Here is a 16,417-nt window from a genome sequence, read left to right on the forward strand (position 1 = left end):
TGGTCAATCGCGGCAAACCATCGGCCGGCTCAAGGTGCAGGTGCGTCCACCGCATCCGCGGGCTTCTTGTCCTTCTCCGGATCTCCACTGCCCGGCTCCGAATCCGATTCATCCGATCCACCATAGCCGATCACCTCCACCACGATGATGGACGGCATGGTTTCAGCAGCCACCGGCGCATCGTTCTGACGGGCACCAGGCTCCGTCGCGGCCGCCGTGGTCGCCGCACTGGTGTTGGAGGCGCTGGTCAGGGAACCAAGCCCCGGTCCGGACACCGACACCGATTGCGCGCCGGAACTGCTGCCACCCACGGAGATATTGCCCGCGTTCACCACCACCGCCGCGGCGATATTGAGGTTACCGGACACGCGGATGCCCGCGTCACCGGCATCGATGGTGCCTTCGGGTGCGATCAAATCGACGTCGCTGGGAGCCACTCCTTGCACCGTGGAGAGCACGCCGATGCCGCCGCCCGTGGCCAAGCCAGCCAGGTCGGTCTTCACATCGGCGCTCTGCGGATCGATGAGCACTCGGGTAGGCGGAGCGGACTGCACCGTCTTCGACGAGGAACCGGCCGCGATGTTGCCCTTGGTGGACCAGATGATCTCATCGCCACCGCGGAGGGTGAAGATACGGGAGATCCCGAGGTCAACATTGAGGTTGGTGAACACGGAGATGTTTCCACCCGCCTCGGTGATGATACCCGGAGGCGCGAGGGGGCTGCCGATGACCGTCGTCGCCAGGGACAGCGAACCGCCGGGAGCAAGCAGCGTGATGTCTCCCCCGCTGCGGGTGCGGATGTCACGCGAGCGAGTGTTGATATCCCCGGCCCAGTCGTTGCCCGGGAACAAGGTGGCGATGGCCTCCTTGCCCGCGTCGTAGTTGCCGAAGCCCGCGCTATCCGCCTTGTTGTGGTTCCGGCCCGCATCGCGGAGCACGAGGAAGAACACCTGCAGCGCCACCTGACGCTGGCTTTCGGAGTCCATTGCGCCGAACTCCGCCGAGGTAACTCCCAGCTCCTTCAGATGCGCGGGGCCGTCACCCGCCTCCACGAACTTCGTGATGAACGAGGCGAAATCCGCATGGCTCGTGTCCAGCGACATCGCGTCCCCGATGCCAGCCGCCGCGATGATGGAAGCGCCGTCAAACGGAAGGTTCGGGTTTCGGCCGTTGCCGATGCTGGTGATGCCGGTTCCGGTGCCATTGGCGTTGTTCGCGCCAATACCCAGATCCAAGTTCCGACCCGCCAGCACCTCCAGGGTGCCCGGGCCGGAGATCTGGATGTCTCCGGCGGGCGAAAGGTCGGAGGTGATCGCATTGCCGTTCGAGATCGATTGGATCCGGTCCGCGGTTCCCATGTCGTAGGCGACGATGTCCCGGCCCGCGGCCACCACGCTGACGTCGCTCGCGGAAACGTTCTGAAGATAGAACGAAATGTCGCGGATATCCTCGCCAGCGAGAATCCGGGCGGACTTCGCCGAATACAGGGTGAAGCCGGAAATATCGCCCTCTTCGGCGTAGATCCGGACCGGCTCGGTATCACCCTCGTGCAGCAGCCCCTTCATGTGGAGCGCCTGCTTTTGCTGGAGTCCGCCGTTCGTGGATCCCGTCTCCGTGAACAGGGCGTCGAACGACGAGAGGAAGTTGTTCTCCGTGGTTCTCGCCTTCGCCAGCACGTTGCCCGACACACTCTGGTAGGCGAACGGATGAACGACGTTGTAGATCAAGGATGGATCGGCATCGGACAGATTGATCTGGCCGGAAGCCCAGACATGGACCGACTGCGAACCGAACGTGGTGGACCCCGCGATCTGGAGACCGCTGATCGAACCACCCGCGAGCATCTCCACCGTGCCGGTCTTCGAGGGCGACAACGTGAGGTTCCCCACGATGTTGATATCCCCGGAGAAGGACGCGGCATGGAGGGTTCCCGGCATCAGGCCGAAAGCTTTCGAGAATGGAGTGACCGAACTTTCCGCCAGCAGCAGCCACGGCTGGTTGGTCGACGCGGTGGGCGCGAGGCGGGGCCCGAGGCGGAGCACACGGTCATACCATGCCTGCAAGGTCGGCACCACCGGGCTGGCCGTGTTGGTATCGGGCAGCGAAACCCCGGCGCGGATGGTGATGTCTCCGCCGAGTGATTCCACGGACACGCCGCTATCCTCGCCGTAGGTCGAGAAGTAGGTCTTGTACCAGAAGCTGTTGTTGAAGCCCTGCGGCAGCAGGAACGTGTTCGCCACCGGTCCCAGCAGGACATCACCGCCAGCTGCGACGTCGAAGGTGCCTTTGCCAAGGAACAGGGTGGTCGGCAGCCATGTGGCGGAATCGAGGATATCCGCTGGTGTCTTGAGCGTCGTCAGGGAGGGACTGCGGGTCCAGTTCGTCATGATGTCGTCCCCGGCGCTCAAGGTGCCGTGTCCGCGTTCCACATAATAAACTCCACCATCGATGTTCCGACCGGCCTTCACCGTCACATCGCCACCACCCAGCTCCACCAGCTTCGCTTCATCGGCCAGGCCCTTGGGCATTCGGGCGTTCGTCGGGGCAACCGCGTCGACATTGCTCACGTCGCGGCCTGCCACCAAGGTCACGTTGCCGCCGCCGAGCGCGCCGATGCCCTCGAAGAAGTTGGTGAAATCCACCCACCAGGTGGTCGAACCATCTTCGCCGTAATGCGTGGTCACCGAGTTGCCCGCGGCATCCACATATCCACGGCGATAGAGCCAGTTGTTCGGCATCTGCCGTTGGGAATCCTGAATCAACTGGCCCTGCGTATTGAGGGTCAAATGGATGATGTCGTTCCCCGCGTAGAGGTTCACGTTGCCGCCACCCACGGTGTATTGAACCGCCGATGCCGTCGTTTGCTGGACCGCCCCCAGGGTGCCCGGGGCGTTGGTGGGGCCGAACAAGCTCGGTTTCGGCACGACAAAGGTGCCGCCCAGGGTCGCATCCTCCACCAGCGTGCCTGCGGTGTAGATCGAGGCAAACGGGTTGAGCAAACGGATGTCCCGGCCGGTGGCAATGTCGATGTCACCACTGCCGGTGCGGATGACCTGGAACCAACCGGGATTGCTGGCCGTGGAATTCAACGCGGCCGACGTCACCGCCGTGGAGGTGGTTCCGCTGCCGGAGGACACCGAGGCGTTGTAGGCGTTCTTGCCCAACAGCAGCGAACCCTTCCCGCTCGCGAGGCTTTCCATCGGCAACACGCGGTCGTAGTCCACCGCGGAAAGATCGGCACCCGCCACGAGGCGGTACGACCACGATTGCGAGTTCATCGGCAGCGCCCCGTTGCGCGCCTGAAGCGCGGAGAGGTAGGTGCTGGCGGTGAATCCGTCGCTGAGCGAGTTGTAGAACACCAGATCGCCCGCGGCGCGCAACGTCAGCACGCCCGGCACCAGATCGGGGCCGAAACGGAAGGTCGAGAGATTCCAATCCCCCGCCGAGGCCTGGGACGTCGCGGTGCCCAGCGTCAGATCGCCGGTGGAGTTCACGATCTCGGCGCCCGGACGGACCGTGAGCGCCGCACCCAGAGATGCATTGTGAAGCAACAGGCGGCTTTCGATGGCCGCCGAGTTCGCCGTGAACGCGATGCCATTCGCCATGACCTGGTTCTTGACCGTGGTGGAAATCACCCCGCTGCCGGTCAGATCGTAAATCTTGTAACCTTCCACCAGGATGCTCGATGCATTCCGGATCTCACCATCGATCGCTCCCACCGCGAGATCGGTGGCACCCGCGTTCTGTGGCGCGCGCAGATGCAGAGTGCCGGTGAACTTTCCGAGGGACGCGCTGGTCGCGGTCTTGGCATCCACGCCGAGATCGATGACCGATCCGGCCTGGATCGCAATCGTCCCGCCGTTCGCACCACGGGTCTCCAACGAGACCGAGCCGCCCTTGCCCGCGGAATCGAAGCCCACTCCTGAAACATCCAGCAGCGAACCGGACGCGAGCGTGACGCCGCGCGATGCGCTCAACGCGATCGAGCCGCCGGTTTTGCCGGAGGCATCGATCGTGCCCGTGACGAGCAACGCACCCACATCCGCGGAAAGGTCGAAGTGTCCCGCCGTCGAGATGCCATCCACCAGCACGTCTCCGGTGCGGACCCGGATCGAGCGGGTATTGTTGAAGCCTGCGGCGTTCAATTTGTCGGCCAGCACCGCCAGCGTGGGCAGGCTGCCGGTGTCCAGCGAGAAGGAGCCGCCGGCCCCCTTGGCCGCCACACCGGAAACACCACCCAGCAGCGAGGCGGTGCCATGCGCTGCCGATACCACCAGCGACCCGGCATCGCCGCCGCCCGCCTGGGCTCCAACTTCGAGATTGCCGCCGGTCGCGAGGATCACATTACCCGCATCGGACACGAGGCTGATCCGCCCGCCGCTGGTGTATTTCACCACATCCTTGAAGCGGCGCGAGAGTCCACCGGCGTCAATCGAGCCCGTCACGGACACGTCGCCGCCCGCTCCGGTCGCGTGAACTTTCACCTCCCCGCTCGGAAGCACGATACGGGAGCCGATTGCCACGCTGCTGCCTTCCAAGGTGAGTGAGGAGCCAAGACCGGCACCGGAAACCGTGCCAGCGCCGCCACTGTTTGCCACCGTCAGCGAACCGTCCGCTTTGATCCCATAGACCACGGAATTCGCGGCATAGACCACCGGGGCATCGATCTTGAGATTGCCAGTGACGTGGAACCCTCCAGTCGCGGTGGTTTGCCCCCCCTTGGTCGCATCGAGTTCCACGTCCGTGAATCCCTTCACCACCGTGGCACCCGTGCCCAGCAGGATGGAGTCGCCATGGAACGCGAGCTTGCCCGCGGAAGAAAGCGAGGCAGCCGAAGCCGTGCCGCCTGGAAGATTGTCGATCGAGATCGTCTTCGCGTGGAAGTCCACCTCGCCACCGCCGTTCTGCAGTCCGCGGATCTCCGACGCTCGCAGAACGAGTGTGTCGATGACCGGCCTGCCGCCCACCCCCACTTCACCGACGCTGCCCGCGCCGAGGAGATCGAGCGACGAATAGCTGGCCAGCGCGAACGAACCGGCGCTGGAAAGCGAAGCCAGCGTGGAGCCCGCCAGCACCAGGCCCGCATCAGGTCCCGGAGTGATCGCGGGATCGAGCAGGAGGCTCACATGACCGCTGCTCAGCGAAAGCGATTTCGCCTCAAGCGTCGCGTTCGAGGCCAGCAACGTCTTCGAGGTCGAATCGAGCGCGAGGCCATTGCCCTTGAGCACGACATTCGCCCCGACATCCAACGTGGTGCCCGTGCCCACGACCACGCCACGGCGGATGATCGAGGACGCGTTCGCGCCACCAAGCCGCAGCAACGCTCCGTTACCGCTTCCGGTCACCGCCGCATCACCGAAGATCAAGGTATCCCCAGCCGGAACCTTGCCGGACTGCTGGACGGACGCACCATCCTCGACGTTCAGCTCGTTTTTCGAAGCGAGGATGATTTCCGAACCCGTCAAGGGAGACCCCGCGTTGTCGAGTGTGAGGTTCGTCGTCGTGACCGTAACCTTCGTGCCCTCGCTGGTGGTTTCGCGGTAGCCGCCGATGAGCAGGCTTTCCGCCCCGAATCCGGAAAGGAGGGTGGAGTCAAGCACGAGGCTACCGGGAGCAGCGGTCGTCCCGCCGCCCGAAATCACAATGTCCAGCGGGCTGCTGATATCGATCAAGCCGCCACGGAAATTCCCGGAGGCAGCCGAGGCCACCTGGCCGGCGATGGCCATCGTCTGAGTCGCAGCGAGCACCAGTTGCCCGGAATCGCCCGGCAGGCGCAGTCCACCGGTGGTGGTGAGGAAGGTGTTGGCAAGCAGCTTGGTGTATTCCGCCCGCTTCGACACTGTCTGGGCGGAGGCCACCTCGAACCGGGTTTCGATCACCGGCATTTCAAGCCCTTCCTGCAAGCCATTGAAGCGCGCGCCCGACACCAGCGCCGATCCATCCGCCATCGGCACGGTGCCGATGGCCGCAGCCGATTGCGGGGTCACCAGGAAAGCGCCGGGCAACAAGGCATAGCGCGCCGGGAGCAGCGTGTAGGTTCCCGCGGGCAAGCCACCACCACCATTGAGATGCACCTGGTCACCGACCTGCAGGGTGCTGTTCACGTAGCCGGCATTGCCGGACAAGGACGAGTTCTGCCCAAAGGGCGCGTAGGGAGCAAAGGAGGAATCATACCCCGGAATCACCGCGAAGCTGCCAGTGGACGCGAGGATGTCCGTACTGCCGCCGAGACCCTGCACCCAACGGTAGGCGAGCAGGTCCCCACCACCGCGGGTATCGATCTTCGAGCCCTCCTCCGTGGTCACGGAGGCACCCGCCAGCTTGATCGATTTCTGCGGAACCCCCGTCGAGGTGATGTCCACGCCCCGTGGGTCCAGCCAGGTGGTTCCATCCAGGCTGACGCCATAGGGAATGATCACGCCCTTGCCGGTGATCGGATCGATGCCCGACACCGAGGTCAGGCTCCCTGCACCCAAGACCAACGAGTCCGTCTTGGCAAACGTCCCGCCGGACAGGACATCCGTGGGAGCGGTTCCCGATCCATCCCATCCAAGCTGGATGGTGCCGAACGGCGCGAGCAGGTTTCCGCTCTGGTGGATCGTGGAGGCATACACCGACAACGAACCGCCCGCCGACAGCGGCAGCCCTTTCGTGCCCGACTTTTCGATCGTGACCGATCCCTTGTGCAACGTACTACCAACCTGGTAATCGAACGCCGCGATCGTGAACTTCAACGCGGTGGGAGGATAGATCCGCGCAGCCTTCAGACCCAGGTCACCGGCGATCTCCAGCGTGCCATTGCCCCGGATATCCCCGCCGTCCGCAATGAGGTCGGCCTTGCCGATGCCTTGCAGGGAGAGATAGCCCGCGTCGATGAGATCGGCGAACACCGTCAATTCACCGGCGCCGTGGCTCGGCGCGAGGAAAACCTCCTGGCCCTGGCTGTTGAGGAAACGGAAACTCGCCTCTTCCGTCGGAGTCAGCGGCAACTGGTTCGTCACTCCGAGCACCACGCGCGAAGCATCGAGGGTGACCGTGGAGTCCGCATACAACGCCGGGCCGGTACCCGCCGTGATCCGGCCCTTGGCATGGATGTCCACGGCTCCGGAGAACTTCACCACGCCTCCCAGATCCAAATTGGAGAATCCACCCTGCTCGAACGACGACGCCGCAAACCGGCCGCCGCCGGAAAGACCGCTGCCGTCCGCCACCATCTGGACTCCGATCCCATGGCCCATCGTGCCCGGAATCACCGACCCATCGTTCACGACCGAGAGCGTCGGGTCGAACGGCGAGGACAAGGTGCCGGTCGGATAAAAGCGTCCGGACGAGACCTGCAGCGTGCCCCCCGCGGCGGTCGCCCCACCGGCCTGCCCTTTCAGCGTGGCATCCGTGAGCAACATCTGCCCGCCGGAAAGCGTGATCGTGCCACCGCTGCTGGCCACCACCGTGCTCTTGCCGCGGGTATTGTAGGGCTTGCTGGTCGTGCCGCTGACCCCGCTGGCCAGATCCGAAAGAGAACCTCCGGACTCGCCAGGCAACAAGTCGAGCGTGCCGCTGGCGCCAGAGACATCCACGACCGCGCCCTGATCCGCCACCAGGTTTCCAGACACGGTGATCTTGCCGCCCGCGAGGACGGCTCCACGGCGCCGCCCGAAGGAATCGGGAATGAGCAAGGTGGCACCGGACGCATCCAGACGCGCATCCGATGCCAGCCAGACGGTGGTGCCCGGAGCCAGCGGATCGGTCAGCACCGGCAGCTTGCCGGCCCCGCTCACCTGGATCGTGCCGCCCGCCGCTTTCACGGAGCCGTGCACCTCCACCGTGTCACCCTTGAGCGTCACGCTTCCGAGCGCGCCGGCATCCACGGAGGAGCCGGCTTCCATGACGAGGTCACCACGCACCAGGGGCACCTGGCTGGCGTCATCCACATAGCCCACCGCGGAGAAGGAAAGACTCAACGGCGAACTCAGCCCCTCGGGCTTGACGTAGCTGGTCAAGGTCACCGGACCATCGGTGCCGATTCCGGATGCGACCCAACTCGTCACCGTGGGCTTGATCACGGTGCCACCCGCGATCACCAGCCCCGGCACCGGATCCTCGAACGTTCCCGTCGCCCGGCCAATCCCAGCCAGCGAGAACGACGAGAACCCGCCTTGATCGAAAAACGATGCATCGAGCAGCAGTCCAGTGCCCGCCGATGCCGTCCCTCCCACTTGGATGCCCATCGCTTGGATCGACAGCGATCCACCCTTGGCTCCCGAGTATCCTTTCAGCGTCGACCCCAACGTCAGCCCGCCTCCGGCAACGGATGGCAGCGTAACGTCACGACCGGTGGCCAGGGTGATCGCACCGCCGTTTCCATAGGTCACCTTGCCCGTCGCCCCCACCTGCACACCACCGGACACATCGATCAGCGACCCGGTCGCCAGATCCGCGGAAAACGACTGGACCGTAATGGTGCCGCCGGTGTTCACCACCGGCGTCCCGGTCGCCGTCGGCACCGGGTTGCGTTCATCGGTGATCAGACCGGCGGTCGACAGCACCGCTCCAGAACCGAGGGAGAAATGACCGCGGTCCGCCTCCGCGGCAGGCACCGCCCAGCCGCCGTTCAAACGCAGCAGTTCTATCTCCGACGGAGACAGGTTGTACGCGGTCAGCGACAGGCTACCGCCCGGCGCGACCAACGCCCCATCGATCTCGATGTTCGCCCCGGAAAAGCTGATGGAACCCTTTGGAGCCGCCATCAGCGCCACTCCACTCTCCACCTTGATGTCGCCATCCGGATTGGTGATCGCCAGCGACCCGAAACCCTCGGCACCCAGAATGGAGGACGAGAGCACGACATCCTCCACCCGATCCGAGGGAAGCGCCACCGGAACGCCGGAACCATTCACCTCATAGTCCCCCACCTTCGCCTGCTGGAGGGAGTCGGAGAACGTGATCGTCGGTGCGGCGGGCGAGAACGTGTAGGCCGTGTTGCCCACGATGTGCTCCGCCGTCCAGGAAAGGTTCAGCACGGAAGCCCGCGGTGCCACCAGGCGCTGCTGCGGACCGGTGAACGTCGATCCCTTCAGGCCACCATCCAGCACGATCGAGGACGCGGCGATGTTCAGGGTGCCACCTCCGCCCCCTTGGGTGAACCCTTCCTGATAACGGGATCCATCGGCGGCAAGCGGATTGGTGTACTGCTCGGTGACTCCCCACTTCGAGTGGGTCACCGTGTTTCCACCGAGATACACGCCATCATAGACGCGATCCGGCGTCGCTTTCGAAACATCGAAGATCTTTCCGCCCGCGACCACCCTGGACGTGTTCACGATGCCCCCGGCATAGTTCACCCAACCGCCGGAAACGTCCACGGTCGCACCGTCGCGGATCACCACCGCCTCGCCCGCGTTGAGCTTCACGGTTCCGCCCGCCACGGTCAGTTCGCCCACCGTCCGCTGGACCAGATTCACATAACCGGAAACGTCCGCCAACGGCGTGCCCACCCACGTCTTGCCATTGTAGGTGCCGGTCTGGCTGATATCGACGTAGAGCGTCGCACCGCGGAGCGCGCCATCCCTCAGCAGCGGCGAATCGGCCAGCTCGTTGCCGCGCAACTGCACCTCCACGATGTTCGAAGTCACGGAGGATGCCACATCACGGGAGCCCGAGACATCGATCACCGCTCCGGGATCCAGATCGATCCGGCCATCGGCCCGCACGAAGGAATAGATCGTCGTCCCCGTCGAGCTGGCCGCGGGAATCGTCAGCCACTTGCCCGCGTTGACGGTGACGTTCGCGCCGGGCGCGACCAAGGTCGCACCGTTGTCGAAATGAACCTGGTTCCCGGTGATGTTGACCTGAGAAGGCAAAGCCAGCACGCTGCCAACCACCTTGTCGGTGCTCTCGTATTCCGGCCGGATGCGGGTCACGCTGTCCTCGCCGAGCGTCACGTTGCCGGTCGACTTGTTGAGGAACGCCGGGCCGAAGCTGCTGTTGGTCGGATCGTAGACCAGGTTCGCCACGGCGTCGTAGCTCGCGAGCAGGTCGATGCGGCCGTTGAACGACACGGAAGTCGTGCTGGCGATGGCCCCCATCTGGTTCACCGTCTTGCCCGCCATCGTGATGCTGGCACGCGCGGAATCGATAAGACCGGTGTTGGTGGAGGTGCCCGCGTAGGCTGCCAACGAGGACGCCGGATCGACCACCGCGCCGATCACCACGTCGATACCCCGGAGGGAGGGATCGGAGCTGTCGTGCGCCACGATCCCGACCTGGAGGCCCGCGGCGAGGATCGTCTGGCCGTCCGGAGTGGAAATGGTGCCGTTGTTCGTGACATTCGGCCCCACCAGCATCACACGACCGCCGACGTGCGCGGCGGACGAGGGAGCCGTGATGGTGGCACCCGCTTGCACGATCACATCACCGAATTTCGTGGTCGCCTCGATGTCATCCGACGCGCCCTTGTCGAGACCGTCGAAGAGAAACTGGTGGTCCGGGTTGTTGAGCAGGCCGTTCTGCACCAGGGTCGCGTTGATCGGCAGGGTCGAGGCCACCAGCGCGTGGGTGTTCACCTGCGAGCTGCCGCCGAAGATGATGCCGTTGCGGTTGATGATGTAGACCTGTCCCGGAGCCTCGATCGTCCCGAGGATCTGGGTCGGATTGGCGGTGGGGTCGTTGACCTTGTTGAAGGCGATCCACTGGCCGACGTTGCTGCCGCCGTCGCTCTGATCGAAGGTAAGCTTGGTGTTCTTTCCGACGTTGAAGGTCTTCCAGTTCAGCAGCGCCTGCTGGGCGGTTTGCTTGACGGTGACCTGCACGGTGCCGCCACTGGTCGTGCTCTGCACGGGGAGGTTCGCGCCCTGCCACAGGGTGGAGTCGGTGGGAACGCGCGGATCCACTTCCAAACCACCTGCCGCCAGACCGTCTGGAACGTCCGGCAGGAGCTGGGAGGGATTGTTCGGATTCTGGCCGAGGTTGTTCGAGCCGTTGTTCTTCGCCAGATTCCGCGCCGCGGTCTGCATCGCCTGCACCGCCTGGATCGCCTGGGTGGTCTTCGCCAGCGTGTCGCTCGGGCTGCCCGCCGCGCTCGCCGTGATCGGCGCCGGGGTATTGGTGGTCGCGGTCGCCCCCGGCGGCAACGCGTTCGTGGCGGCCCCGCCTCTCAGAAGGTCACCGCCCCGGACGACAATGGTCGTGGCCAGCGTGCAGACGACACCGAAATGGATGGCATGACGACGGGCGAAACGGCGGGGAATGAAATAGCGGCGGGGCTTCATGGCGGGTACAAGCGGATGCCCCGGTGGTCGCCACCGGGGACGTTCAGAAAAGCGTTACGAAAAGCGTTAGGGCTTGGCGGGCGCGGCGAGTTTCGAAAGGGCGATCTCGTTGATGACCACGGGATTCTCCTGGATGAGTTTCGCGAGATAGGCCTGGGTGGCGGCCTTGGTCCGCTCGGTGCGGATCTTCTCGGCGAGGCGTTCGCGGACCTCCTCGAACCCGGGCGTGTAGGCGTCCTTCACATCGAGCACCTTCACGATGTGCCAGCCGTCCGGCAGGCGGATCGGTGCGGTCGTGGCGTCTTTCGCCAGAGTGGCGACCTTGGCGCGGATCTCGGGTTGGACTTGCTTCTCCAGCAGCCATCCGATCTCGCCGCCTTTCGCCGCACTGTCCGGCTCGTCGCTGTTGAGGCGAGCGATGGAGGCGAAATCGGCACCGGCGCGGGACAAGCCCTTCACCACGGTGTCGAGTTTCGCCTTGGCCTTCGCCTCGGTGTCCTTTCCGCCGTCCTGCGGAGCGGCGATGAAGACCTGGGCAAGCTGGTATTGCTTCGGCACCAGCAGCGAGTCCTTCGCAGCCTCGTAGGACTGGCGGAGTTCGCTATCCGACGGAGTGGCACTGCTCTTCTCCGCCAACGAGCGGAGATAGCCTTCGGTAATCGTGCTGCGGCGGGAACGCTCGACCTGGGCGGACACCTCGGGACGCTTGTCCCACTGCTCTTCCGATGCCTGCTTCAGCACCAGCCGTTGGATCAACATCGAGCGCACCACCTGGTTGAGCAGGGCCGGGTCCTTGGCCACCGTGGCACGCTCGCGTTCATCGAGACCTTCCAGCGTGGCACGGACCTCGTCCTCGCCCACCTCGGTCTCACCGATGCGGGCCACCACACCTCCGGTGGTGGCTTTCGCGGTGGTGTCCGCGGCGGCTCCGTCCGGAGAAAGCCCCAGGGCCCAAAGCCCCATCATCGGAATGGAAAGCGGGCGGATGAATTTCATCACGGTGCGGTGTTTTGAGCGGTGGCCTTGGCGGGTTCAGCCTTCTTCTGCGACTGGTCCTTCTTCGCCGGGGCGGGCTCGGGCTTGAGACGGTTGTCCTCGATCTTGTCCGAGTAGTCCTGCACCAGCGCCTCCAGACGCGCGCGGGTGATGCCGGTGAACGGCTCGCGCGCCGACAGCGCTTCGCCCACGCCGAACTTGGAATAGCGGTCGAGGATCTCGTTCGCGGTCTTGGCCAGCGCCACGTTCTTGGCACGCTGGTCCTCGACCTTGCGGCGCAGGATCGCGTTCTGGTCGCTGAGTTTCGAGCGCTCGGCTTCCTTGGCATTGGCGACACCGCTGGCCTTGGCGTAGCCTTCCTTCCACTTTTCCAGCGCTTCCTTGAACTTGCCGATGAGCTGTTCCTGCGCGGCGTTCTTGCCGGTGAGGTCCTCGATCTGTTTCTTCGCGGTGGTTTGGTCGGCGGCGGCCTGCTTGGTGAGCTTGTCGACCTGCGCGGCGAGCTCCTTGACCTTGGCGTCGTTGACGTCCTTTTCCGCCTGCAGGTTGGCCTTGTCGGCCTCGGCGGTGCGGAGCTGGAGCATGGTCGCCTTGAGCGTTTCACGCAGCTTGGTTTCAGCGGGGCTGGGGCCTTCGGCGGGGGCCGCGGCCAGCGGCAGCGCGAGGGCGAGGAGAAGGAGGAGAGTGCGCATGGTGTTCAAAGTTGGGAGTCGAGGGAGGAGCGGCTAAGCCGAGAGACCAGAGTCCAGAAACCAGAATCCAGAGAAGAGGCGGAAGCAGAGGGATGGTGGGGAGCGGGACGGTGGGCCGGAGGTGGCTTTGGTATTTGAAATCTGAGATTTGAAATTTCAGAGGCAGAGCCGATCGCCGGGGTCTTCCTCTTGTCTGGTTTCTGGACTCTGGAATCTGGATTCTCCGGCCGCGCCGTCTTCGTGGTTCAGCCGCTTCGCGGATTTAGAATTTGGCGTTGAGGTCGATTTGAAGGATGTCGTTGCGGTAGGTCGGCCCGGCGATCTGGTCGGCGCTCATCCAGCGCGCGCCGAGGCGAACCGCCTTGCTCAAGGCGAAGTTCGCGCCGAGCGTGAAACCCTTGAGGTTGGTGCCACCGCCGCCGAAGTCCGAGTCGGTCAGGCCGTCGACCACCGAGTCGCTCTCGACGTAGCGGTAGCCGAGGTAGGTCTGCCAGTCGCCGAACTTCTCCAGCGCCGCGTCGCCCACGATCAGGTTGACCATCCACGCGGTGTCGCCGCCTTCATAGACGCCGCCCGGGCCCTTGTTGTTGACCGCGAACTGCGCGACGGACGCCTCGTCGAAACCGAGGTTCTTGACGTATTCGCCGACCAGCGAGACACGCACCGGTTCGTAGCCGTCGTAGTCGAGGCGGCCGGTGGCGGTGAGTTCGCGGAACGGCGAGGCCAGGCCGAAGTACTGCCACTGGTTGGTGGTGCCGTTGCCGTTGGAGGGATCGGGCAGGATGTTGCGCAGCGCCATGTAGGTGTTGCCCTTCTGCGCGAAGGACGGGCGCAGGCCGTCGGTGTCGCCCGCGTCGCTGCTGGTGAGCGGGACGTAGGGCGTCGAGAGCTTGCCCTTCACGCCGTCGAAGTCGTAGAACGCCACGCCGAACTTGCCGGTGAGCTTCTCGGCGATCTTCCACTCCACGCCGATCTGGCCGCCGTAGATGTACTTGTCCGTGCTCTCGAACTTGTCGGGACGGTTCGAGGAGAAGTTGAAGTCGGTGTTGAAGATCGGGAAGGCACCGGCGGTGGCGAAGACCTTGATGTCGTCGTTGAAGCGGAACTTGCCCTTGGCCGCGAAGCCGTCGAAGCCGAGGTCGTCGTCCCAGACGATGTCGGTGTTGAAGAACGGGTTGTCGAAGCGGCCGGCGTAGAGGTTCGCGTCGTAGCAGTTGTCCTCGCCGAAGTGGTAGCTGAGGAAGGCGCGGTCGATCCAGATGGCGTACTTGCTGAAGTTGCCGCCCTGGCCGTTGCCCGCGGCGCCGAGGCTCTGGTTGGGCGAGGTCGGCGAGTTGTTCTCGCCGGTGGCGAGGCGCAGGCCGGCGGTGAAGCCGTCGTCGAGGTCGATCTCGGCACCCACGCGCGCGCGCAGGCGGAAGCGCTGGCGGTCCTGGTCGACGTTGTACTGCGGCGAGAACTGGGTGCCCATCGTGTCGAAGGGCGAGCCGGTGTTGATGGCGTTGAAGTTCGGGAACGCGCCGGTGTTGTCGTTGCCGGAGGGGAACAGGCTGTTTTCCGAGCGGACGCGGATGTCGCCGAAGACCTTGTAGCGGCGCACCCATTCCGGGGTGCCGGCGGGCGCGGCCCAGTTCTGCGGACGCGGCGCGGTGAGGATCTCGTGCTTGATCTCCTCGCGCATCTGCGCCTTGACCGTTTCCGGGATGTAGGTGACGCCGACCTCGCCTTCCTGCACCGGTGCAAGCGCCTCCTGCTGGACGGCCGCCTGGATCTCGGCGCGCTGGTGGGCGCGCACGCGGGTGGCATCGGCCTCGGCCTGGCGGATCATGCCCTGGGCCTCGTCCTTCGAAAGGATGCCCTTCTCCACCAGCCGCTGGATCAGGTTGATCGTCACGCTGTCGGACGGGGCCTCGCCGTTTCCTACGGGAGACTCAGTAGCTTCACCCTCCGCGGGGGTGACGCCTTCGGCGGGGAGCTGGTCGAGCGAGGGGATCGCGAGGGACTCGTCCTCGGCGAGCGCCGGATGGAGGGCGAGCGCGAGCAGCGGCGCGAGACGGAGGGGGATGGAACGGACGGACATGGGAACGTGGAAGAAAGACGGATGGGGAAAAACTCAGCGCGAGGCGGTGGCGGGCTTGGTGGCCGAGACCTTGAACGAGATCGGCATCGGGGTGCCCGGCTGCGGGGCTTCGGACATCTGGTAGCCGTTGAGAACGGCCGTGGCGTTGTTGTCGGGACCCTTGGCCCGGGTGACGCGACCGGTGGCGTCCACCCACACGCGGAAGATGCCGCTGAAGGTCGCCGTGCGGGTCCGCGGATCGTTGCGCAGCGCGGTGGCCAGCTCGCGGTTCACCATCCGCGAGTAGGCGTCATACTTGCCGCCGCGGCCACCGCCGAGGGTGCCGGTGCCATTGCCGCCGGGGCCGATGGGCCCCTTGCCGCTGCCGTGGCTGAGGTTGAAGCCGTCGTTGCCGGGGCCTTCGAGGTTCGTGCTCAACGCGGGGGCGGGCTCGGGCTCCGCCTGTGGTGGCGGCGGGGTGTCCTCGATGGCCTCTTGCTTGACCATCTCCTGTTTGACCTCCTCCTGCTTCGGCGGCTCTTCTTTCGGTTTCGGCGGAGGCGGCAGCGGCGGCGGCGGGGCCAGCGTGATGACCACGTTGTCCACCTTCCGCGGCTTCGGCTTTTCCTCGGCCTTCGGGGCCAGCAGGAACGCGCCGCCCGCAAGGACGACGACAGCCGCCCCGGCGATCAGCAGCCAGGGCTTCTTCTTCGGTTCGTCTGGAAGTTCGGTGCTCATAAGAGAGTGATCGGTTGGCAGTGGGCAGTGATCAGAGAAGAGGGAGAGGGCCTGGAACTACTGGATGGGTCGTAACAACGGATCCGCGGTTCTTCTCTTCGTCTTGGATTTTGGATTTAGTGCTTCGTGCTTTCTTCACTTCGCTTGCGTCGCGAGGCCGATCTGGGTGATCCCCAGCCGCCCGAGGACATCCAGCACGTCCATCACCCCCTGGTACTGCACGGCGCGGTCGCCGCGCACGACGACGGGGAACTCGGGCGTGGTCGACTTAAGCGTGCCGAGGCGGCTTTCCAGGTCCGCCAGCGTCACCGGCGTGGTGTTGAGCAGGATCTTGCCGTCCGGCGTCACGGTGATCGCCTGGGTCTTCGGACCGCCCAGCTTCGGCTGGCTCTTGCTGCCGCGAGGCAGGTCGATCTTCGTCCCCTTCACGCCCGCGGTGGTCATGATGATGAAGATCAACAGCAGCACGAGGTAGAGGTCCACCATCGGCGTGACGTTGATGTCGTCGTAGCTTTTTCCGTCGTCGGCTTGCATGGCGTGGGTCGGCGTTGTTTAGGACAGAATTGACAGAATTTTCAGAATTGACGGGAAGAGTCCGGCGTCGGCCTGGGAGGCAATGAGAAGCTCTTCCTTCTGATGTTAATTTTGAAAATTCCGTTAATTCT

Annotated in this window: 6 protein-coding genes; all 6 read right to left on the reverse strand. The window is 64.8% G+C overall.

Annotated features, from left to right (window positions below):
* Positions 1-29 precede the first annotated feature (29 nt).
* Entirely contained in the window at positions 30-11,267 is an 11,238-nt protein-coding gene (locus tag llg_RS00130) for a filamentous haemagglutinin family protein (protein WP_338287459.1), read from the reverse strand.
* A 66-nt stretch (positions 11,268-11,333) separates the two neighbouring features.
* Positions 11,334-12,263 (reverse strand): peptidylprolyl isomerase, encoded by a 930-nt coding sequence (locus llg_RS00135; protein WP_338287460.1) that lies wholly within the window; start codon positions 12,261-12,263, stop codon positions 11,334-11,336.
* A complete protein-coding gene (locus llg_RS00140) occupies positions 12,263-12,955 on the reverse strand; it encodes a hypothetical protein (protein ID WP_338287461.1) in 693 nt (230 codons plus the stop codon). Before llg_RS00140 ends, llg_RS00135 begins: the two co-directional genes overlap by 1 nt.
* Positions 12,956-13,217: 262 nt before the next feature.
* On the reverse strand, positions 13,218-15,035 hold the full coding sequence (locus llg_RS00145) for a putative porin (protein ID WP_338287462.1): 1,818 nt from the start codon (positions 15,033-15,035) through the stop codon (positions 13,218-13,220).
* A gap of 33 nt (positions 15,036-15,068) precedes the next feature.
* A complete protein-coding gene (locus llg_RS00150) occupies positions 15,069-15,752 on the reverse strand; it encodes a hypothetical protein (protein ID WP_338287012.1) in 684 nt (227 codons plus the stop codon).
* Between the two features lie 135 nt (positions 15,753-15,887).
* A complete protein-coding gene (locus tag llg_RS00155; RefSeq protein ID WP_338287013.1) occupies positions 15,888-16,286 on the reverse strand; it encodes a biopolymer transporter ExbD in 399 nt (132 codons plus the stop codon).
* Between the last annotated feature and the right edge of the window lie 131 nt (positions 16,287-16,417).

Origin of the sequence: Luteolibacter sp. LG18 (assembly GCF_036322585.1) — a bacterium.
In the GTDB taxonomy this organism is placed as follows: domain Bacteria; phylum Verrucomicrobiota; class Verrucomicrobiia; order Verrucomicrobiales; family Akkermansiaceae; genus Luteolibacter.

Excerpts from the sequence above, each read along its gene's own strand:
- llg_RS00130 (WP_338287459.1), bottom strand. The coding sequence starts at position 11,267 with ATGAAGCCCCGCCGCTATTTCATTCCCCGCCGTTTCGCCCGTCGTCAT.
- llg_RS00135 (WP_338287460.1), bottom strand. The coding sequence starts at position 12,263 with ATGAAATTCATCCGCCCGCTTTCCATTCCGATGATGGGGCTTTGGGCC.
- llg_RS00140 (WP_338287461.1), bottom strand. The coding sequence starts at position 12,955 with ATGCGCACTCTCCTCCTTCTCCTCGCCCTCGCGCTGCCGCTGGCCGCG.
- llg_RS00145 (WP_338287462.1), bottom strand. The coding sequence starts at position 15,035 with ATGTCCGTCCGTTCCATCCCCCTCCGTCTCGCGCCGCTGCTCGCGCTC.
- llg_RS00150 (WP_338287012.1), bottom strand. The coding sequence starts at position 15,752 with ATGAGCACCGAACTTCCAGACGAACCGAAGAAGAAGCCCTGGCTGCTG.
- llg_RS00155 (WP_338287013.1), bottom strand. The coding sequence starts at position 16,286 with ATGCAAGCCGACGACGGAAAAAGCTACGACGACATCAACGTCACGCCG.